General features: G+C 64.8%; 23 protein-coding genes. 11 read left to right on the top strand and 12 right to left on the bottom strand.

Annotated elements, in window-relative coordinates:
* Nucleotides 1-177 precede the first annotated feature (177 nt).
* From rimO to tsaA, 6 genes are all read left to right on the top strand, one after another.
* Entirely contained in the window at nucleotides 178-1,500 is a 1,323-nt protein-coding gene (gene rimO / locus RTW82_RS16140; protein WP_184487700.1) for a 30S ribosomal protein S12 methylthiotransferase RimO, read from the top strand.
* A gap of 188 nt (nucleotides 1,501-1,688) precedes the next feature.
* Complete coding sequence (locus tag RTW82_RS16135; protein ID WP_021222532.1) at nucleotides 1,689-2,213, top strand: hypothetical protein; 525 nt, start codon at nucleotides 1,689-1,691, stop codon at nucleotides 2,211-2,213.
* 20 nt (nucleotides 2,214-2,233) lie between these two features.
* The gene (locus RTW82_RS16130; protein WP_043243615.1) at nucleotides 2,234-2,863 is read left to right on the top strand and encodes a glutathione S-transferase family protein; all 630 of its coding nucleotides are present in this window, start codon (nucleotides 2,234-2,236) and stop codon (nucleotides 2,861-2,863) included.
* Nucleotides 2,864-2,968: 105 nt separating this feature from the next.
* Complete coding sequence (locus tag RTW82_RS16125) at nucleotides 2,969-3,739, top strand: RhlG family 3-oxoacyl-ACP reductase (protein ID WP_316925710.1); 771 nt, start codon at nucleotides 2,969-2,971, stop codon at nucleotides 3,737-3,739.
* Between the two features lie 92 nt (nucleotides 3,740-3,831).
* On the top strand, nucleotides 3,832-4,038 hold the full coding sequence (locus RTW82_RS16120; RefSeq protein ID WP_021222529.1) for a hypothetical protein: 207 nt from the start codon (nucleotides 3,832-3,834) through the stop codon (nucleotides 4,036-4,038).
* 11 nt (nucleotides 4,039-4,049) lie between these two features.
* Nucleotides 4,050-4,745: a tRNA (N6-threonylcarbamoyladenosine(37)-N6)-methyltransferase TrmO gene (gene tsaA, locus RTW82_RS16115; protein ID WP_316925709.1), complete on the top strand. Its 696-nt coding sequence runs from the start codon at nucleotides 4,050-4,052 to the stop codon at nucleotides 4,743-4,745.
* A gap of 23 nt (nucleotides 4,746-4,768) precedes the next feature.
* Here the strand turns inward: tsaA and RTW82_RS16110 are convergent, their stop codons facing one another.
* Nucleotides 4,769-5,071 (bottom strand): putative quinol monooxygenase, encoded by a 303-nt coding sequence (locus RTW82_RS16110; protein WP_316925708.1) that lies wholly within the window; start codon nucleotides 5,069-5,071, stop codon nucleotides 4,769-4,771.
* A gap of 59 nt (nucleotides 5,072-5,130) precedes the next feature.
* Here RTW82_RS16110 and RTW82_RS16105 point away from each other — a divergent pair, with 59 nt between their 5' ends.
* Nucleotides 5,131-5,544 carry a VOC family protein gene (locus tag RTW82_RS16105; RefSeq protein WP_021222526.1) on the top strand — a complete coding sequence of 138 codons (414 nt, stop codon included), beginning with the start codon at nucleotides 5,131-5,133 and terminating at the stop codon, nucleotides 5,542-5,544.
* Between the two features lie 81 nt (nucleotides 5,545-5,625).
* On the opposite strand, the gene fpr is transcribed toward RTW82_RS16105, so the two are convergent.
* Nucleotides 5,626-6,405 (bottom strand): ferredoxin-NADP reductase, encoded by a 780-nt coding sequence (gene fpr / locus RTW82_RS16100; RefSeq protein WP_021222525.1) that lies wholly within the window; start codon nucleotides 6,403-6,405, stop codon nucleotides 5,626-5,628.
* A gap of 125 nt (nucleotides 6,406-6,530) precedes the next feature.
* On the opposite strand from fpr, the gene RTW82_RS16095 reads away from it, so the two are divergent.
* Nucleotides 6,531-7,457, top strand: coding sequence for a LysR family transcriptional regulator (locus RTW82_RS16095; RefSeq protein WP_043243618.1), 927 nt, complete (start codon nucleotides 6,531-6,533; stop codon nucleotides 7,455-7,457).
* Here RTW82_RS16095 and RTW82_RS16090 read toward each other — a convergent pair whose 3' ends face one another.
* A complete protein-coding gene (locus RTW82_RS16090; protein WP_021222523.1) occupies nucleotides 7,458-7,826 on the bottom strand; it encodes a diacylglycerol kinase in 369 nt (122 codons plus the stop codon). It abuts the gene before it with no gap.
* Between the two features lie 74 nt (nucleotides 7,827-7,900).
* On the bottom strand, nucleotides 7,901-8,551 hold the full coding sequence (gene erdR, locus RTW82_RS16085) for a response regulator transcription factor ErdR (protein ID WP_021222522.1): 651 nt from the start codon (nucleotides 8,549-8,551) through the stop codon (nucleotides 7,901-7,903).
* 127 nt (nucleotides 8,552-8,678) lie between these two features.
* Here erdR and RTW82_RS16080 point away from each other — a divergent pair, with 127 nt between their 5' ends.
* Entirely contained in the window at nucleotides 8,679-9,662 is a 984-nt protein-coding gene (locus tag RTW82_RS16080; protein ID WP_410478811.1) for a DMT family transporter, read from the top strand.
* Here RTW82_RS16080 and RTW82_RS16075 read toward each other — a convergent pair.
* The 3 genes from RTW82_RS16075 to RTW82_RS16065 form a co-directional block, all read right to left on the bottom strand.
* Nucleotides 9,653-10,366, bottom strand: a complete 714-nt coding sequence (locus RTW82_RS16075) for a tRNA-uridine aminocarboxypropyltransferase (RefSeq protein WP_021222520.1) — start codon at nucleotides 10,364-10,366, stop codon at nucleotides 9,653-9,655. The two genes, RTW82_RS16080 and RTW82_RS16075, sit on opposite strands and share 10 nt — an antisense overlap.
* The gene (locus tag RTW82_RS16070) at nucleotides 10,363-11,274 is read right to left on the bottom strand and encodes a carbon-nitrogen hydrolase family protein (RefSeq protein ID WP_316925706.1); all 912 of its coding nucleotides are present in this window, start codon (nucleotides 11,272-11,274) and stop codon (nucleotides 10,363-10,365) included. The genes RTW82_RS16075 and RTW82_RS16070 overlap by 4 nt, the downstream gene beginning before the upstream one ends.
* Before the next feature lie 94 nt (nucleotides 11,275-11,368).
* Complete coding sequence (locus tag RTW82_RS16065) at nucleotides 11,369-13,069, bottom strand: OmpP1/FadL family transporter (protein ID WP_316925705.1); 1,701 nt, start codon at nucleotides 13,067-13,069, stop codon at nucleotides 11,369-11,371.
* Between the two features lie 712 nt (nucleotides 13,070-13,781).
* On the opposite strand from RTW82_RS16065, the gene RTW82_RS16060 reads away from it, so the two are divergent.
* Nucleotides 13,782-14,198, top strand: coding sequence for a quorum-sensing-regulated virulence factor family protein (locus RTW82_RS16060; protein ID WP_021222517.1), 417 nt, complete (start codon nucleotides 13,782-13,784; stop codon nucleotides 14,196-14,198).
* Nucleotides 14,199-14,209: 11 nt separating this feature from the next.
* Here the strand turns inward: RTW82_RS16060 and RTW82_RS16055 are convergent, their stop codons facing one another.
* On the bottom strand, nucleotides 14,210-14,404 hold the full coding sequence (locus RTW82_RS16055; protein WP_316925704.1) for a hypothetical protein: 195 nt from the start codon (nucleotides 14,402-14,404) through the stop codon (nucleotides 14,210-14,212).
* Nucleotides 14,405-14,766: 362 nt separating this feature from the next.
* Here RTW82_RS16055 and RTW82_RS16050 point away from each other — a divergent pair, with 362 nt between their 5' ends.
* Nucleotides 14,767-15,840 carry a TIGR00730 family Rossman fold protein gene (locus RTW82_RS16050; RefSeq protein ID WP_043243627.1) on the top strand — a complete coding sequence of 358 codons (1,074 nt, stop codon included), beginning with the start codon at nucleotides 14,767-14,769 and terminating at the stop codon, nucleotides 15,838-15,840.
* 77 nt (nucleotides 15,841-15,917) lie between these two features.
* On the opposite strand, the gene recX is transcribed toward RTW82_RS16050, so the two are convergent.
* The 4 genes from recX to RTW82_RS16030 all read right to left on the bottom strand — a co-directional run bounded on the left by recX (nucleotide 15,918) and on the right by RTW82_RS16030 (nucleotide 18,874).
* Nucleotides 15,918-16,385: a recombination regulator RecX gene (gene recX / locus RTW82_RS16045; protein ID WP_043243629.1), complete on the bottom strand. Its 468-nt coding sequence runs from the start codon at nucleotides 16,383-16,385 to the stop codon at nucleotides 15,918-15,920.
* A gap of 5 nt (nucleotides 16,386-16,390) precedes the next feature.
* The gene (gene recA / locus RTW82_RS16040; RefSeq protein ID WP_021222513.1) at nucleotides 16,391-17,440 is read right to left on the bottom strand and encodes a recombinase RecA; all 1,050 of its coding nucleotides are present in this window, start codon (nucleotides 17,438-17,440) and stop codon (nucleotides 16,391-16,393) included.
* 86 nt (nucleotides 17,441-17,526) lie between these two features.
* Nucleotides 17,527-18,039 carry a CinA family protein gene (locus RTW82_RS16035; protein ID WP_316925703.1) on the bottom strand — a complete coding sequence of 171 codons (513 nt, stop codon included), beginning with the start codon at nucleotides 18,037-18,039 and terminating at the stop codon, nucleotides 17,527-17,529.
* 331 nt (nucleotides 18,040-18,370) lie between these two features.
* Nucleotides 18,371-18,874 carry a lysis system i-spanin subunit Rz gene (locus RTW82_RS16030; protein WP_316925702.1) on the bottom strand — a complete coding sequence of 168 codons (504 nt, stop codon included), beginning with the start codon at nucleotides 18,872-18,874 and terminating at the stop codon, nucleotides 18,371-18,373.
* Nucleotides 18,875-19,052: the final 178 nt, after the last annotated feature.

Genomic DNA, 19,052 nt, shown 5'->3' with positions numbered 1-19,052 from the left:
AAGTTCGCACTGACTGACTATAGAGCCTGCCGCCTACAATTACCGGGCTTCACGCGCCTTGCCACGCCCTGTGACAGCTTGTCCCGAAGAGGCTGGTCAAGCGCGCGGGCTGCCGCTAGAATTGCGCACTTTTTGATCAGAGGCACCCAACGAGGTGCCCTTCGAGGTTAGCCGCCAATGTCCACCGCAACGCCCAAAGTCGGTTTCGTCTCCCTTGGTTGCCCCAAAGCCACGGTCGATTCCGAACGCATCCTCACCCAGCTGCGCATGGAAGGGTACGAAATCGTCCCGACCTACCAGGATGCCGACGTCGTGGTGGTCAACACCTGCGGCTTCATCGACAGCGCCAAGGCCGAATCCCTGGACGTGATCGGTGAAGCCATCGCCGAGAACGGCAAGGTCATCGTCACCGGCTGCATGGGCGTGGCCGAAGACAGCATCCGCGACGTGCACCCCAGCGTGCTGGCCGTTACCGGCCCGCAGCAGTACGAGCAGGTGGTCAACGCGGTGCACGAGGTGATCCCGCCGAAGACCGAGCACAACCCGCTGATCGACCTGGTGCCGCCGCAGGGCATCAAGCTGACCCCGCGCCACTACGCGTACCTGAAGATTTCCGAGGGCTGCAACCACACCTGCAGCTTCTGCATCATTCCCTCCATGCGCGGCAAGCTGGTCAGCCGCCCGGTGGGTGATGTGCTGAGCGAAGCCGAGCGCCTGGTAAAAGCCGGCGTGAAGGAGCTGCTGGTGATCTCCCAGGACACCAGCGCGTATGGCGTCGATATGAAGTACAAGACCGACTTCTGGAATGGCCAGCCGGTGAAGACCCGCATGCTGGAGCTGTGCCAGGCGCTGTCGAGCATGGGCGTGTGGGTGCGCCTGCACTACGTGTACCCCTACCCGAACGTCGATGACGTGATCCCGCTGATGGCCGCCGGCAAGCTGCTGCCCTACCTGGACATCCCCTTCCAGCACGCCAGCCCGAAAGTGCTCAAGGCCATGAAGCGCCCGGCCTTCGAGGACAAGACCCTGGCCCGCATCAAGAAGTGGCGCGAGATCTGCCCCGAGCTGACCATCCGCTCCACCTTCATCGTCGGCTTCCCCGGCGAGACCGAGGAAGACTTCCAGTACCTGCTGGACTGGCTGAGCGAAGCCCAGCTGGACCGCGTCGGCTGCTTCCAGTACTCCCCGGTGGACGGCGCCCCGGCCAACGACATGAACCTGGAGCCGGTGCCGGACGACGTCAAGCAAGACCGCTGGGATCGCTTCATGGCGCACCAGCAGGCGATCTCCGCCGAGCGCCTGCAGCTGAAGATCGGCAAGGAAATCGAAGTGCTGATCGACGAAGTGGACGAGCAAGGCGCGGTTGGCCGCTCCTTCGCCGACGCCCCGGAGATCGACGGCAGCGTGTTCATCGACAGCACCGACCTGAAGCCGGGCGACAAGGTGATGGTGCGCGTGGTCGATGCCGACGAGTACGACCTCTGGGCCGAGCGCGTCTAAGTACGCCCTGAGCCATGAAGAAGCCCCGCCGATGCGGGGCTTTTTTATGGGTGCCGATCAGCCCCGGAGCTGAATCCCGGGCTAGGGTGGGATGCGGTTGGCATTGGCCGGCACCCGTTGTCGGTTCGACCTTGCGCCGCGGCGAGACTCGCCTATACAGGAAGCTCTCGACCAAGGAAGACCCCTCCATGCCCGCCATGAACCACCAGGACGCCCACGAGCTAATCGCCACCCTGCGCTACGCCGTCAACGAGTCCTTCGAGAAGAACCAGAAGCTCTCGAACTTCAACCCCGAAGCGCACAACCTGTGCATCGCCCACTGCACCTTCAACAACGCCCCGCCGCTGAACCTGTTCTCCTTCTCGGCCATGAGCTCCTTCAGCAAGACGGCCCTGAACAAGCTGGTGCACGAATGGGGCGTGGAGTTCGTGCCCGACGTGGCGACCAATATCCGTACCTTCGCCTGCGGCGGCATGGGCCAGTTCCATACCGAGCCTCGGCTGATCAACTACATCCACGGCCGCCCGGGCTTCATCGGCCACCTCACCGACGTCACCCTGGTCAGCGAGATCGACTGCTGCGGTACCTGCGTGCCCCATAGCATCAACGCCTTCAAGCAGACCTTCACCGACGTGCAGGTGCATATCATCGAACTGGGCATGAAGCCGAGCCTGGGCATCGGCCCGCAGTACGGCTACGCCCACCTCTATTGATCGCTCGAGTAGGAGTAGAGATGAACCGCCACATCACCCTGTTCCACTGCCCGCACACCCGCTCCTCCGGCATCCTCACCCTGCTGGAGGAACTGGGTGCCGACTACGACCTGCACCTGATGAACATGCACAAGGGCGAGCAGCGCCAGCCCGCGTACCTGGCCATCAACCCCATGGGCAAGGTCCCGGCCATTCGCCACGGCGAAACCATCGTCACCGAGCAGGTCGCGGTGTACCTCTACCTCGCCGACCTCTATGCCGACGCCGGGCTCACGCCCTCGCTGGAAAGCCCGCAACGCGGCACCTTCCTGCGCTGGATGGTGTTCTCCGGTACCTGCTTCGAACCGGCGGTGGTGGACCACGCGCTGCAACGCGCGCCCGTAGAACCCTCCCGCTCGCCCTACGGCGATTTCGCCACCGTGCTCGATACCTTTGCCAACCACCTGCAAGGGCGCACCTGGGTCCTGGGGGATGACTTCAGCGCCGCCGACGTGCTCTGGGGTACTGCACTGAACTGGACCATGGCCTACGGCCTGATCCCCGAGCGGCCCGTGTTCCGCGCCTACGTCGATCGCTTCCTCGCCCGCCCCGCCGTGCAGAAGGCCAGGGCCAAGGACGCGGAGCTGGCCGCAGCGCAGGAAGCCGGCTGAAGCGCAGCGGCGGAATGGCGGCGCATTCCGCGCCTCGATAATGCCGCCGCGACCGGTGGCGCCGGGCTAGGGTATGGACCTCACCCGATCAGCGACGAGGTTTCCATGCACCACTACTTCAGCCTCCAGGGCCGCACCGCCCTGGTGACCGGCGGCACCCGCGGCATCGGCAGGATGATCGCCCAGGGCTTCCTCGAAGCCGGCGCCCGCGTGTTCATCTGTGCCCGCAATGCCGACGCCTGCGCCGAGACCGCCGCCGAGCTGTCCACCTACGGCGAGTGCATCGGCCTGGCGGCCGACCTCTCCAGCGAAGAAGGCGCCAAGGCCCTGGCCAACGAGCTGGCCGGGCGCATCGAGCACCTCGACATCCTGGTCAACAACGCTGGCACCACCTGGGGCGCGCCCCTGGAAAGCTACCCGGTGAAAGGCTGGGAAAAGGTCATGCAGCTCAACGTCACCTCGGTATTCAGCTGCATCCAGCAACTGCTGCCGCTGCTGCGCAAGGCCGGCAATGCCGAGAGCCCGGCGCGGGTGATCAACATCGGCTCGGTGGCGGGTATCAGCTCCCTCGGCGAGCAAGCCTACGCATACGGCCCGAGCAAGGCGGCACTGCACCAGCTCTCGCGCATGCTGGCCAAGGAGCTGGTGGCCGACCACATCAACGTCAACGTGATCGCCCCCGGCCGCTTCCCCAGCAAGATGACCCAGTTCATCGCCAACGACAGCGAGGCCCTGGCCACCGACGTGGCGCACATTCCCATGAAGCGCTGGGGCCGAGAGGAAGAAATGTCCGCCCTGGCCCTGAGCCTGGCCAGCACCGCCGGCGCCTACATGACCGGCAACATCATCCCCATCGACGGTGGCTTCCACCTCTGATGACACTGTGCGGGCCGCCGGGCAACGGCGGCTTGCGCAAGGCCGGGCCGGGGCGCTAGGGTAGCCGCGCCACCGCCCCGGATTTCCGCACCATGCGCCTGCTGTCCCTGCTCCTTTCGCTCGCCCTCGCCGCCCCGGCCTTCGCCGCGCCGGCCCCGTTCTACCTCTGGCAGAGCAAGCTGGACGGCCACTACAGCTGCGCCCAGGTACAACCCGGCGAAGGCTGGCTGCGCCACAGCGGCCCCTATCGCGACGCGGGCTGCCGTGTGCCCCTCGACGCCCCGATTCGCAGCCGCTGAGCCCACCCGTCATGCAGTACTCCGTCTCGCCCGTGGGCATCGTCCATTCCTGCTTCAAGGAAAAATTCGCCATCCCCCGCCAGCCGCACCTGGCGCCCGCCGCCCGTGGCGTGCTGGAACTGCTGCCGCCCTTCGACAGCGGCGATGCGGTGCAGGGGCTGGAGGAAGTCAGCCACGTCTGGTTGCTGTTCCTCTTCCACCAGGCACTGGAAGACAAGCCGCGTCTGAAGGTGCGCCCGCCTCGCCTCGGCGGCAATCGTTCGCTCGGGGTGTTCGCCACGCGCTCGACCCACAGGCCCAACGGCATCGGCCAGTCGGTGGTGAAGCTGGACAAGGTCGAGCACGGGCGACTCTGGCTCTCCGGCATCGACCTGCTGGACGGCACCCCGGTGCTCGATATCAAGCCCTACGTGCCCTATGTCGACCGCCAGGACGGCGCCACCAACCGCATCGCCGAGGCGGCGCCGGAGCCGATTCCGGTGGAGTGGGAAGAGGCAGCGCTGGCCCAGGCCCGCGAGCACGCCCTGCGCCTGGGCGAGCCGCTGGTGGAACTGGTCGAGCAGTGCCTGGCCCAGGACCCGCGCCCGGCCTACCAGCAGCCGGAGCCGGAGCGCCGCTACGGTGCGCGCCTCTGGGACCTGGACGTACGCTGGCACTACCCGCGCCCGGGGCTGATCCGCGTACTGGAAATCAGCCCTTCGGCCTGAATGGCCACCCTCCCCTCGATCAACTAACGCGCCGCGTTGAGCGCCAGCACATCCGCCTCGATGACGTCCTGCTGGACGATCAGCGGGCTCACCAGCGGGCGGCTGGCGAGGAAATGCGGCGTTTCCATGTGCGCCTCGAAGGCCGCTTCGTCGGTGTAGACCTCGTAGAGCCACACCAGGTCGGGGTCGCGGCGATCACGCAATACGTCGAACACCAGGCAACCGGGCTCGTCGCGCACGGAAGCGGCGGCGTTGACGCGCATGGCGTCCATGAAGGCATCGAGGCTGCCGGGCTTGAGCTGGGTCTTGAGCAGAAGGCAATACACGTTGGAGTCCTTTTGTTTTATATTCAGTGAAAATTGTATACAAAAAAGGAATCCCGCTCATGCCTGTCCGTCCGAGCCGCCTCAACGGTCTTCGCCACCTGGCGATCGTGGTGCCCAACCTGGAGGAGTGCGAACGTTTCTACGTGGACATCCTCGGCATGCAAGTGCTCAACCGCGCCAACGAAGACCTGGTCTACCTCACCTGCGGTAACGACAACCTCTCCCTGGGCCGTTCCGACGTGCCCAGCAGCGGCATGCAGGCGGTGGATCACTACGGCTTCGTGGTGGACAGCCTGGACGAGCTGCGGGCCTGGTACGACTACCTCAAGGCCAGCGGCGTGACCCTGCTCGACCGCCCCTTCGCCCATGGCGACGGCGCCCACAGCTTCCACGTGCTGGACCCGGCGGGGAACAAGATCCAGCCGATCTACCACCCGGCGATTTCGGGCCAGCGCTTCGGCTCGCCGATCTGAGCCCCTGTCGCCTGCCATCGACGAAACACAGAAACGAAAAAGCCCGCTGATCAGCGGGCTTTCTCATGGCGCGGGGAACGCTTACTTCTCGACGAATGCACGCTCGATCAGGTAATCGCCCGGCTCACGCATGCGCGCGGAGATCTTCAGGCCGAAGCTGTCGAGCACCTGGCTGGTCTCGTCGAGCATGCTCGGGCTGCCACAGATCATCGCGCGGTCGTCCTGCGGGTTGATCGGCGGCAGGCCGATGTCAGCGAACAGCTTGCCGCTGCGCATCAGGTCGGTCAGGCGGCCCTGGTTCTCGAAGGGCTCGCGGGTGACGGTGGGGTAGTAGATCAGCTTGTCACGCAGCGCCTCGCCGAAGAACTCGTTCTGCGGCAGGTGCTCGGTGATGAACTCGCGGTAGGCGACTTCGTTCACGTAGCGCACGCCGTGGACCAGGATGACCTTCTCGAAGCGCTCGTAGGTTTCCGGGTCCTGGATCACGCTCATGAAGGGCGCGAGACCGGTGCCGGTGCTGAGCAGGTACAGGTGCTTGCCGGGGTTGAGGTCATCGAGTACCAGCGTGCCGGTGGGCTTCTTGCTGATGATGATCTCGTCGCCTTCCTTCAGGTGCTGCAGCTGGGAGGTCAGCGGACCGTCCGGCACCTTGATGCTGAAGAACTCCAGGTGCTCTTCCCAGTTCGGGCTGGCAATGGAATAGGCGCGCATCAGCGGGCGGCCGTTGGGCTGCTGCAGACCGATCATGACGAACTGGCCGTTCTCGAAGCGCAGGCCCGGGTCACGGGTGCACTTGAAGCTGAACAGCGTGTCGTTCCAGTGGTGAACGCTGAGGACGCGCTCGGAGTTCATGTTGCTCATTTACGGGGGCTCCGAAAATTGGGATGTCGCCAGCGCCACGCGGGGCGCAATTGCGCGACATTGTATTGATAGCCACAATATCTGTTAACTGGATTATCAAGATATAGGTTATCGGTTATATCGATATGCGATTCACTCTCCGTCAATTGCAGGTATTCGTCAGCGTCGCCCAGCAAGGCAGCGTCTCCCGGGCCGCCGAATCACTGTCGCTGTCACAGTCTGCCGCCAGCACCTCGCTGACCGAGCTGGAGCGCCAATCCGGCTGCCAGCTGTTCGACCGCGTCGGCAAGCGCCTCAGCCTCAACGCCCTGGGCCACCAGTTGCTGCCCCAGGCGGTGGGGCTGCTGGACCAGGCGCGGGAGATCGAAGACCTGCTCAACGGCAAGAGCGGCTTCGGCTCCCTGTCCGTCGGCGCCACGCTCACCGTGGGCAACTACCTGGCGACCCTGCTGATCGGCAGCTTCATGCAGCGCCACCCCGAGTGCCAGGTGAGCCTGCATGTGCAGAACACGATGAATATCGTCCAGCAGATCGCCCACTACGAACTTGATCTGGGTCTAATCGAAGGCGATTGCCAGCACCCGGATATCGAAGTGTTGCCCTGGGTGGAAGACGAACTGGTGGTGTTCTGTGCGCCCGGGCATCCGCTGGCGGTTCGCGGCCAGGCCTCGCTGGACGAGCTCAGCCGCGAGGCGTGGATTCTCCGCGAGCAGGGTTCGGGCACGCGCCTGACCTTCGACCAGGCCATGCGCCACCACCCTACGCCGCTGAACATCCGCCTGGAGCTGGAGCACACCGAAGCCATCAAGCGGGCCGTGGAGTCGGGGCTGGGCATCAGCTGCATCTCGCGCCTGGCGCTGCGCGACGCCTTCCGCCGCGGCAGCCTGGTGGCGCTGGAGACGCCGGGCATCGACCTGCGCCGGCAGTTCTACTTCATCTGGCACAAGCAGAAGTACCAGACGGCAGCGATGCGCGAGTTCCTCGACCAGTGCCGCGAGCTGACGGCGGGCGTACGGCGCAGCGACGAGATCGTGCTGCCACCGATCGCCTGATCAACCCAGGAGGATGGTGGCCCAGACGGCGGTGATCAGGCTCAGGGCGACGAACTGGGCCGCGCTGCCCATGTCCTTGGCGTTCTTCGACAGCGGGTGGCGATCCAGGGAGATGCGGTCGATGGCCGCCTCCACCGCCGAATTGAGCAACTCGACGATCAGCGCCAGCAAGCAGGCGGCGATCATCAGCGCACGCTCGCCACGGCTGACGTCGAGGAAGAAGGCGATGGGGATCAACACCACGTTGAGCAGCACCAGCTGGCGGAACGCGGCTTCACCGGTGAAGGCGGCACGCATGCCGTCCAGGGAGTAGCCGGCGGCATTGAGGATACGCTTGAGGCCGGTCTGGCCCTTGAATGGCGATGACATAGATTGAGGGACTGCTAGGGAAGGAGGCCGCAGGCTAACCCGCGACGAATCAAATTTGCGTGAAAACCGCCGGCTCAGGCCGACGGAATCGATTCCATCTGTTGCAACAGCAGCGCCGCCTGGGTGCGGGTGCGCACGCCGAGCTTGCGGAAGATCGCCGTGACGTGGGCCTTGACCGTCGCCTCGGAAACGCTGAGCTCGAAGGCGATCTGCTTGTTCAGCAGTCCTTCGCAGACCATGGTCAGCACGCGGAACTGCTGCGGCGTCAGGCTGGCGAGGCCGGCGCTGGCAGCCTTGGCCTCGGCCGACACCGCGACATTCTCCTCGACCTGCGGCGGCCACCAGGCATCGCCATCGAGCACCGCGCGCACGGCGCTTTGAATCACTTCCAGGGGGCTGGATTTGGGGATGAAGCCGCTGGCACCGAACTCACGGGAGCGGACCACGACCGCCGCCTCTTCCTGGGCGGAGATCATCACCACCGGAATCTGCGGGTACTGGCCACGCAGCAGCACCAGGCCGGAAAAGCCGTAAGCGCCGGGCATGTTCAGGTCCAGCAGGACCAGGTCCCAGTCGGCCTTTTCGGCCAGGCGCGATTCGAGCTCGGCGATGCTCGCCGCTTCGACCAGGCGCACGTCCGGGCCGAGCCCGAGGGTCAGCGCCTGGTGCAGGGCGCTGCGGAACAGGGGGTGATCGTCGGCGATGAGGATTTCGTATGCGGCCATGGGCGTGTCCTTTTTCTTGTGGGCCCAGAGATGCTGCCGATCTTGTCGGAAACACCCGGCACGGGGGAGGTGCCGCCTCTGCCAAGCCCTGAACTGCTTACGGGTTGGCCGTAAAGCGGCGCTCAGCATGCCGACCCGCAACGGGGTGGTCAAGCAGGCATCTTTACGGCAAAGTCTGCGCCTTTGCCCGCCGAGAATCACCATGCGAAGCCATGCCCTGCGCGCCGATATCCTGATGCTGATCACCGCCGCCATCTGGGGTGCCGCATTCGTCGCTCAGCGCCTGGGCATGGATGCCATCGGCCCCTTCCTCTATACCGGCCTGCGCTTCACCCTCGGCGCGCTGGTGCTGCTACCGCTGCTACTCCTGCTGCCACGCCCGGCACCGAAAGCGCCACTGAACCGGGGCATGCTGCTGGGCGGCGTACTGATGGGCCTGGCCCTGTCGCTGGGCATCAACCTGCAGCAGGTGGGCCTGCTGTTCACCAGCGTGACCAACTCGGGCTTCATCACCGGGCTATACGTGATCATCGTGCCGCTGCTGGGGTTGCTGCTGGGCCACCGCACCGGCATGGGCACCTGGCTGGGCGCGGGCCTGGCCGTTGCGGGCATGTTCCTGCTCAGCGTCGGTGAGAACTTCCAGGTCGCCTCGGGCGACTGGCTGCAGCTGTGCGGCGCCTTCGTCTGGGGCGTGCATGTGTTGCTGGTGGGCTTCTTCGCCAGCCGCTATGACCCGATCCGCCTGGCCATCCTGCAGTTCGTCACCTGCGCGGTGATCAGCATGGTGCTGGCCGTGGTGCTGGAAGAGATCCGCCTCGACGCCATCCTCGCGGCCGGCCCGGCGATCCTCTATGGTGGCGTCATCGCCGTAGCCATCGGCTACACCCTGCAGGTGGTGGCGCAAAAACATGCCATCGCCTCGCACGCGGCGATCATCCTGTCCCTGGAAGCGGTGTTCGCCGCCATCGCCGGTGCCCTGTTGCTGGACGAATCACTGCATGCCCGTGGCTACCTGGGCTGCGGCCTGATGTTCGTCGGCATGCTGATCGCGCAGCTGTGGCCGCAACGCCAGGCTGCGGCCGCAAGCCCAGAGGCGGCCTCTCAGAGATAGGGGCTGAGTGCCTGGTGGGCCGGGCTGGCCAGGTCCAGCGGCAGGGCGCGCTTGGCACCGATGTAGTGCTCGGTGAATACATCCAGGTAGGCGTTCAGCGCCCCTGCTGCACGCTCATCCCCGGCCAGTTCCAGGCACAACGCCGCCACTTCGGCGGTGCACAGGTGCTCCTCGCGATTGGAGCGGCGCAGGCGATAGCGGGAAATCTGCTCCGGCTGCAGGCTGAGCACCGGGAAGCGATCCAGGTAGGGGCTCTTGCGGAACATCTTGCGGGCTTCGCTCCAGGTGGCGTCCAGCAGGATGAACAGCGGGCGCTTGCCCTCCTCCACCTGCACGTCGCTGACCACCCGTGATTGCGGCTCGACATACTCACCCGGGAACACCAGGTAGGGCTGCCATTGCGGGTCGTCGAGCAGGGCGATGATCGCCGGGTCGACCTCGGTGCGGGACCAGCCGAATGCGGCCGTATCGGCCACGATGTCGGCGATCAGCCAGCCGGTGTTGCTCGGCTTCATCGGCTCCGAGCAGTACATGAACAGGCACACGCCCGAACGCACATCCACCTGGGGGCGCAGCGCGCAGAAGCAGTATTCGGCGATCACCCGGCAACCCGGGCAGCGTGGCGAACGGGCGCCACGGGCGACGAAGGGGCGGGTACTGCGCGCCAGGCACTCGGCGCGCAGGCGGGAAACGGCGTGACTCATCGGGTAACGGTCCAGTGCAACTGATAGAGGTCGTGGCGCCTGTCCTGGCCGTTGCGCACGGCACCCTGCTGGCGCAGTTGCGCAAGGCGGGCGAGGTCCAGGTCGGCGATCGCGAAGGATTCGATATTGGCGTCCGCCTGGGCCAGCACGGCGTCGGGCGGGAATGACAGATCGGCCGGGCTGAAGATCGCCGACTGGCTGTACTGGGTGTCGACGTTGTCCACGCCACGCAGCAGGCCGACGCCGCCGGCGATGGCGACGTAGCACTCGTTCTCCACCGCGCGGGCCTGGGCGCAGAGCCGCACGCGCAGGTAGCCGTGGCGGGTGTCGGTCCAGAACGGCACCAGCAGGATCTCCAGCCCCTGCTCGCGCAGCAGCCGCGGCAGCTCGGGGAACTCCACGTCGTAGCAGACGAGGATGCCGACCCGGCCGACATCGCTGTCGAACACCTGCAGGCTGTTGCCACCTTCCAGGCACCAGGCTTCACGCTCGTTGGGGGTGATGTGCAGCTTGGGCTGGCGATCCCGGCTGCCATCGCGGTGGCACAACCAGCTCATGTTGAGCATGCGCCCACCCTCTTCCAGCGGCAGGCTGCCCGGGCACAGATTGACCCGGTAACGCTGGGCCAGGCGTGAGAACGCGGCCAGCAGCGGCTCGGTGTACTCGGCGAGCTTGCGCATCTGCGCAGGGCCCTGGGCGAAACGTGCGCCCTTGAGCAGGTTGACGTGGAAGAACTCGGGGAACACCGCCAGGTCAACACCGTAGCCGGCGAGGGTCGCCACTGTGTGTTCCAGGGCATCCAGCAGGGCCGGCAGCTCACTGCTCTGGCCGAGCGCCCACTGCACGGTGGCGACACGCATGGGGCGGCGTTGCTGGGCAAGCGGCAGGGCGGTTTCCGGGCCTGGCATGGCGGGCTCCTGAAGGGCGGGGGAATGCCGCGCAGTTTACCTGCGCCTCCACGGAAAAGGGCGGCCGCAGCCGCCCTTCTGTCCGCGCCCGCACTCAGAAGGTGTGGTTGAGCGCCAGGCCGATGAAGTGGATCTGGGTCTTGTACTCGCCCTTGTAGTTGCCGCCGTTGCCGGTGCAGCGCACGCCGCTGTCGACATAGGGGCCACCGCTGCCGGGAACCCAGCCGGCCGGGGAGCAGTTGTCGGTGTAGTCCATCTTGCCGGTGTCGAACTGCACGAAGCTGTAGGCGAGGTCCACCGAGGTGTCCTTGAACAGCTTGTAGTTGGCGCCGAAGGACAGCCAGTAGCGATCCGCATCGGGGAAGCCCGGGTGGCGGGTGGTGGAGCCGCTGACCGGGCTCTTGTCGTAGGCGACGCCGGTACGCAGCAGCAGGTCGTCGCTGTACTGGTAGTTCATCCCCAGGGAGATCTTGTAGGTGTCGTTCCAGTCCTGCTTGACGTTAAGGTCGCCCTCGGTGACGCCGTTGAAGTAGGGATAGCCGGCGACCTGGTCGAGCCCCACGCCGATGGTGCCCAGCCGCGAGTGGCGGGTCCAGGTGACGTCGGCCATCAGCGCGACCTTGTCGTTGAGCTGGTGGAAGGCGTTGATGGACAGCGACTCGGGGGTGTCGATCGAGGTGCTGGCGTTGGAGTTGGGGTGGAGGCGGCTGGCGGCGAAGTCGCCGGGGTTGATCCAGTTGGATGGATCGAGCACCTGCTCCAGCGCATCCTGCGGCGGCAAGGTGATGATCCCGAGATCGATACCGCCGCTCAGGTCTGTCGTGGGGGAAGGAACGGCCCCCTGGACACCGGCGAAGCTCCATTTCGATTCGCCTTCCAGCGTATGCTTGATATGAGAGCGGTAGGAGACACCGAAGCGAGTGAACTCGGTGGGCTCCCACAGGTAGCCGATGTTCCAACCGAAGCCCCAGTCATCGCCCTTGGCGCGGAAGTAGCCATCGCCCTGGACGTTGTCCGAGAAATTGGACGCCACACAGTCCACGAAGGAGTCACCGGTCTGCCCGTCACAGCTACTGATTTCGGTGGGCACGTTGACGCCATAGAGCAGCGGGATCGCGAACTGCCCGAGAGGCGACGCCGCCAGTTCGGTGACATCCTGGTTGGCCGCGACGAACTGCCCGGCCAATTGCCTCGACGCGCCTTTCACATCCGCCGCGCCACGCTGGATCGACTTGATGTACTGGGCCGAGACGCCGAAGCCGATGCTGTGATGCTCGTTGAAGCGGTAAGCGATGCTGGGGTTGAAGTTGACCGTCTCCAGGCTCGCCGACTGGATGCCGTAGCGGCCGCTCCAGTCCTCCTCGTAATCCAGCTTGGCGCCGTAGGGCACGAAGATGCCCATGCCGATGGTGACGTTGTCGTTGATCTCCTTGGAGAAGTAAAAGTTCGGCGCCGCCGCGGCGTCGGGCAGGTAGGAACCGGCATCGCCATCACCCGTGCCGGTGGGGTTGCCGAACAGGTCGGTGGAACCCTTGTCTTCGTATTCGCCCTTGGGGATCAGGATGCTCATTCCCGAGGTCATCTGGGTGCCCTTCAAGCGGGCCAGCCCGGCGGGGTTGTAGAAAATCACGGAGGGGTCCGCCGCTTCCGCGCCATTGGCATGGGCGGTGCCCTGGGCAGAGACGGATTGCGAACCGAAGTGGTACCCGGACGCCAGGACCGGGGGGGTGAATGTAAGCACCAGGCTGCCGCCGCAAAACGCGGTAAGCCAGCCGGCAGGACGAGTTATTGTCATTGTTCTCGACTCCCAACTTTTTAAGACGGCACTCGGGAGCACCGTTGACGCAGCTTTCCTCTTTGGCCCGCACGCACGTGTTTCTGGGGTTTGGCCGGCCAACCTCACTGGACGCCGGGGGACGTCCGTTTTTTGTGACAGTTCGTGTTTCCCGCACTATCCCCAACCTTTAGTCGTGGTGACCCGCAAGGTCGGCGACGGGGGTAACACCCAAGGACAGATGACCGACTGGTCGACGAAAAACCGCCGCTTCGCTTATCCGCAGCGGGGTGGCATGCCGCCGCCTGTCACGGCGGATAACGGCCCGGGGCCTCTCCGCATGGCGCTGTTACCGATTGCCCCGTCCGCCTGAAGCCACCTCCCGACGAAGGCCCGCCGCGGCCAGCATTTCGCCGCCATGGGGAAATTCACGAAAAACGGCAATAGAACCCGTGCGAACTGGCCAATCGCCATCCGCCTCTGAAGCGACAGACCGGTACGCTGGAATTTGATTCAAGGGAGATTTCGTGCGGGGCACGGCAGACAGGTCCGCGCGCTGCCGCACAGGAGGAAAGCCTTGATAGGCGGGAGATTGCGGGAAGGACCGATTGCCTCTTGATCTGCCTCGCCCGCTTGTTCAGGATGCGCCAACGATGAGGCCGGGCGATTTCAAGGTGACGCTGAACACCTGCGCCAACCTCGGGTCAAAGGCTGCCAACCGTTGGAGATTTTCATGCCGCGCCACCTCGTACTCGCACTCGCACTCGCTTTGCCCTTCACCGCCCAGGCCGCCTCGCTGAAGGACTTCGAGCTGACCAAAATGCTGGAAAAGGTGGCGGAAGAAAGCAGTGTCGGCACGCCGCGGGCGATCAACGAAGACATCCTCGACCAGGGTTACACCGTGTCGGGAGCGGAACTGGTGAACCACCTGAGCGTGCGCGAGGCGCATGCCGCGCAAATGCGCGCCAACCCGGACTCCATGCGAGCGCAACTGGCCAACAGCGTGTGTCGCAACAATGGCTACCGCCAATTGCTGGCCCGCGGTGCCGCGCTGCGCTACGAGTTCAGCGAATACAAGACCAATCGCCCGGTGGGCAGCGAGCGCTTCATTGCCAGCGATTGCGGCCTCAAGAGCCAGCCTGCGAACTGAAACTCCGCCGCTCAATCCTTGGCGGCACGCCGCTGCTCGTCGTCGGCGCGAAGCTCCGCCAGCAGCGCCTCCATATAACGTGACCGGCGCAGGCCGCCGTCCAGCCTGCGCTGGCACTCCTCTTCCAGACTCAGGCCGTTGGTGCGCGCGGCCTGCTGCAACATGTGATAAAGCTCGAGGTCGATCTCCAGACTCAGCTTTGGCATGCCTGCCCCTCCTCCGCCTATTCCTGCACGGTCCGCGCAAGCCGGGCTTGCCCGGGCCTCCCTTTAACTTCGTGTGTCTACAGTGGCAGGTTAGGTGAGGCCTGGAGCGGTGCCACTGCCCTGAAGGGAGGCGCCGACAGATTCCGACAAACGCGACCGATAGCCACGACGAAACAATCCCCCTCCTATCCTCCGCGTATCGGCGGGCGCCAACTGGAAAAGATCCCGGGGCTGAAGCAAGCTGTAAATGAGCGCTCAGCGGCCCGCGTGGATGCGGCCCGGACAATCGATGACGCTCTGCGCGATGCGACGGCCTCGATGTTCGACGCACTGCGATGCAGTTGATGAGCAAGGAGAACACTATGCCGTACGAACCGGACGACTACCTGTCGAGACACTTCCAGACCAGTGGGATCGACCTCAACCAGAAGGTCGATGAACTGATCAGCCTTACGGTCCCGGGGGACAGCCGCAACCTCGCGCTGTACCGGGAAATGGTGATCACCGTGGTGCGCATGGCCCAGGCCGACCGCAACCGCTGGGACGCCAAGATCATGCTGCAGACGCTGCGCGAAATGGAGCATGCCTTCAGCGTTCTCGAACAGTTCAAGCGTCGCCGCAAGGTCACCGTATTCGGTTCGGCGCGGACGCCGGCCGAACATCCGATCTACGCCCTGGCCCGGGATCTGGGCGCGGAGTTGGCCAAGCTCGACCTGATGGTGATCACCGGCGCTGGTGGCGGCATCATGGCGGCGGCCCACGAGGGTGCGGGCCTGGAGAACAGCCTGGGGCTGAACATCACCCTGCCCTTCGAACAACACGCCAACGCCACGGTAGACGGCACGGACAACCTGCTGTCCTTCCATTTCTTCTTCGTGCGCAAGCTGTTCTTCGTCAAGGAAGCAGACGCACTGGTGCTCTGCCCGGGCGGCTTCGGCACCCTCGACGAAGCCCTCGAAGTGCTCACCCTGGTGCAGACCGGCAAGAGTCCGCTGGTGCCGATCGTCTTGCTCGATGAGCCCAACGGTAGCTACTGGAAGGACGCGCTGGATTTCCTCGACCGCCAGCTGGCGCAAAACCGCTACATCCTGCCCACCGACTTGAGGCTGATGCGCCTGGTCAGCAGTGCCGAAGAGGCCGCCGACGAAATCGCCCGCTTCTACGGCAACTACCATTCAAGCCGCTGGCTCAAGGGCAGCTTCCTGGTTCGCATGAACCATGGCTTGAACGAGGCAGCCCTGACGACCGTCCGCGAAACCTTCGGCGACCTCTGCCTGCAAGGCACCTTCGAACAGCGCCCGTATTGCGAGTCGGAAAAGGATGAGCCCGAGTTCTGCGACCTCGTCCGCCTGGCCTTCACCTTCAATGGCCGCGACCACGGGCGCCTACGTGAACTGATCGATTTCATCAACGAACGCCAACACTGGGCCAGCTGACCTGGACATCCGACTACCTCCTCCCAAACGGCCAGCAGCCATGCGCAATCAGCGCATGGCTCAGGGCCGGCGAGAACTCAGTCGTCCAGTGAAGCGCCGCGCAACAGGCGGCCGATCATGTCCATGGAATAGCCACGGTAGGCGAGGTAACGCCCTTGCTTGGCGCGCTCACGCGCATCGCTTGGCCGCTCACCCGCGAACTTGCGCTGCCAGACATCACGCAGATGGCTGCCCCAATCGATGCCCGCCTCACGCAGGGCGGATTCGATAGCATCCCTAGGCAGGCCACGCTGGGCGAGATCTTCGCGGATACGCTGCGGCCCATAGCCTGCACGGGCTCGGCTGGCCACGAAGCTTTCCAGGTAACGGGACTCGTCGAGCAGGCCCTCGTCCGCAAGGCGGTCAAGGGCGCTGTCGATCAACTCAGGAGGGGCGCCGCGTTGACGCAGCTTGCGCGTCAACTCGACTCGCCCGTGCTCGCGTCGTGCCAGGAGGTCCATGGCAGCCCGCCGCACTGCGGCGGGGCTGTCGAGCACGATGGGCATGGGGATTAGAAGTCGGCTTCGGTTTCAGCGACTTCCTTGGCGGAAGCGGCATCAGGCTTGACCGCATCGCGATTGAGCAGTTGCTCGCGAATCAGCTTCTCGACGGCCTTGCCCACTTCAGGGTTGTCTTCCAGGTACTTGGCGGAATTGGCCTTGCCCTGGCCGATCTTGTTGCCCTGGTAGCTGTACCAGGCGCCGGATTTCTCCAGGATGCCCTGCTGTACGCCCAGATCGATGATCTCGCCGTTGCGGTAGATGCCCTTGCCGTAGAGGATCTGGAACTCGGCCTGACGGAAAGGCGGAGCGACCTTGTTCTTCACGACCTTGACGCGGGTTTCGCTACCCACCACTTCCTCGCCTTCCTTCACCGCGCCGATGCGGCGGATGTCGAGGCGGACGGAGGCGTAGAACTTCAGGGCGTTACCACCGGTGGTGGTTTCCGGGCTACCGAACATCACGCCGATCTTCATACGGATCTGGTTGATGAAGATGACCAGGCAGTTGGCGTTCTTGATGTTGCCGGTGATCTTGCGCAGCGCCTGGGACATGAGGCGGGCTTGCAGACCAACGTGGGAGTCGCCCATCTCGCCTTCGATCTCGGCCTTGGGCACGAGGGCCGCGACGGAGTCGACGATGATCACGTCAACGGCATTGGAACGCACCAGCATGTCGGTGATTTCCAGGGCCTGTTCGCCGGTGTCCGGCTGGGAAACCAGTAGGTCGTCGACGTTCACACCGAGCTTGCCGGCGTAGTCCGGGTCGAGTGCGTGTTCAGCGTCGACGAAGGCGCAGGTGGCGCCCATCTTCTGGGCTTCGGCGATCACGGACAGGGTGAGGGTCGTCTTGCCCGAAGACTCCGGACCGTAGATTTCCACGATACGGCCCTTGGGCAGGCCGCCGATGCCGAGAGCGATATCCAGGCCGAGGGAGCCGGTGGAAATAGCCGGAATGGCCTGGCGATCATGATCGCCCATGCGCATGACCGCGCCCTTGCCGAACTGCTTCTCGATCTGGCCCAGGGCAGCCGACAAAGCACGCTTCTTGTTCTCGTCCATTGAAGTCCTCGCTAATCAAGAGGGCCTGACAGGCCACCAACAACTGTATAAGTAGCCAGTATTATTCCATAGGGCAAGACCCACGCCTACCCCTCGAACGCTTTTTCTCCTGCAGCTAGTCGGATAAGCCCATCCAGGGCCCTGGAGACCGTCTGCTGGCGAACAGCCTGCCGATCACCATCGAAGCGGCAACGACACGAAGACAAGGAATCGCCATCGGCCCAGGCCAGCCAGACAGTGCCCACCGGCTTCTCCACCGAGCCACCATCAGGCCCCGCCACGCCACTGACCGCCACGGCGAAACGCGCACCACTGGCGAGCCGGGCACCCTGCGCCATCGCCTCGACCACTTCACGGCTGACGGCGCCTACGCGGCCGAACAGCTCCTCGGGCACACCCAGTTGCCGAGTCTTCTGACGATTGGAATAAGTGACGTAGCCGGCCTCGAACCAGGCCGAGCTGCCGGGAATGCGAGTGATCGCCTCGGCGATACCTCCCCCGGTGCAGGATTCGGCGGTGGTCGCCTGGGCGCCGAGCCCACGCAACGAATCGCCCAGGCGGGCAGCGAGCTCGGTCAGCCGTGAATCGATATCGGACATGTGCACTCCGGGGTTAAAGCGGGCCAGCGGGATACCGTACACTAGCGCCTTTTGCGTGCAAGGCCGGGCATGGATTCCTCCTCCCGAACGCGCCTTGCCGCCCCACATTCAAGACAGATGCGCTGACAGATGGCCAAAGATACCCAGGACCTCTCCGACCACACCCCGATGATGCAGCAGTATGGTGGTCTGAGAGCTCAGAGCCTTTATTCATCTGCGTTTCCGCGTTCGGCTGTCTAATTCAAAATCCAGAGATAGGCCTCCTAGAGACCGCATAAATCGGGATAGCGGTACTTAGAATTAGACAGCCATCCCCGCCCGTTCTGGGCAACTATTCTCCCTCTTTTCGCAACTCGATCACCCACGCCTGCAGCCCCTTCAGCCTCACGGCGCAGCGGTCGGCATCTCCGGCGAGGGCGGCAAGATCTGCTGCAGTCGTGGGGTGAAGTTCGGCGTAACGGGCTCCATCATCCACGCCGGCGGCGCCGGGGGTGGTGGGCACTCCACTGCAACTGGCCGGACTTCGGACCTTGACGAGCAGCCGCTGGCGATCAGCAGCGAGATCAGCGCGCAGCCGATCAGTGTTCTCCTGGGCATGTGCCAGCTCCTGGTAGTGCTGTTGCTCGGTGAGTTCCAGGCGGCGCTGCAGGTCCGCCTGCTGTTCCTGCTGCGCATGCAGCTTCCTCGCCGTGGCGCGGTCGATCTCGGCCAGGGCGTCGGCGTGCACCTGGTTGGCCGAGGCCAGTTTCGCCTCCCAGCGCCAGCCGTTCACCAGCGCGCCGGCGGCGGCCGCTATAGCGCCGGCCACCACGAACGCCAGCAGACGAACCTGCATAGCGGTCACTGCACCGCCTCCACGGCCTGCTGGTAGAGCGCGGGCCAGCTATCAGGGTGCGGTTTCCCGGGTCGCCAGGTGCGCTGGTACATCTCCCAGGCCGCTCGTGGCGCTCCGATCTCGGGCAAGGCCATGGGGTCAGTGATCAGCAGCAGGCGCGCCAGGCAGCAGGCCAGGA

It is taken from the genome of Pseudomonas sp. zfem005, assembly GCF_032621735.1.
GTDB lineage: Bacteria > Pseudomonadota > Gammaproteobacteria > Pseudomonadales > Pseudomonadaceae > Metapseudomonas > Metapseudomonas solani.
This window is presented reverse-complemented; position numbering and strand designations above follow the sequence as displayed.